Raw genomic sequence first — 627 nt, 5'->3', positions numbered from 1 at the left:
ACCCCCACCACCCCACCCCCCCCCCCCACACCCAACAACAACCCAACACACACAACACCCAACCCACCCCCACACAACCAACAAAAACCCCCAACCACAACCCAAACACCAACCCCCACCCACCAAAACACCAACCCAACACAACCCAAACCACCCAACAACCACCAACAACAAACAAACCCCAACCCCCACACCCCCAACACCCACACCACCCCACACACCCCCCCCCCAAACCCCCCCCCCCACAACCACACCCACCCCACACAAAACAACCCCCAACACACCACACCCCCACCCCCCAAACCAACCCCAACCCCCCCAACCCCACAACCAAACACAACACAACCAAAAACACACCACAAAACAACCCAACACCACACAAACACAACCACAACCCAAACCACAACCCACCCAACCACCACCAACAAAAACAAACCACAAAAATCACCAACACCAACACACCCCCAAAACACAACACCCAAACAACCAACCCAAAAACCAGCAACCCAAACAATGCAACCAACACAAAACCACCCAAAACCACCAAAACACAAACCACCAAAACACACAAACAAAAAAAACACAACACACCACACAAAACACAAACCCAAACCCAAAACAACCACA

2 protein-coding genes are annotated in these 627 nt (G+C 52.8%); both read right to left on the bottom strand.

From position 1 onward, the window contains the following. A partial coding sequence (locus tag ACTHTY_RS11380) for a hypothetical protein (RefSeq protein WP_440367719.1) occupies positions 1-526 on the bottom strand: 526 nt, incomplete at its 3' end. After that, positions 445-627, bottom strand: a 183-nt coding sequence (locus tag ACTHTY_RS11375; protein ID WP_440367718.1) for a hypothetical protein, incomplete at its 5' end; no start/stop codon positions are given. The genes ACTHTY_RS11375 and ACTHTY_RS11380, both read right to left, overlap by 82 nt.

This window comes from Neisseria sp. P0019.S002 (assembly GCF_051957155.1).
GTDB lineage: Bacteria > Pseudomonadota > Gammaproteobacteria > Burkholderiales > Neisseriaceae > Neisseria > Neisseria perflava.
The sequence above is the reverse complement of the archived record's forward strand: the minus strand, read 5'-3'. Positions and strand labels throughout refer to the sequence as shown.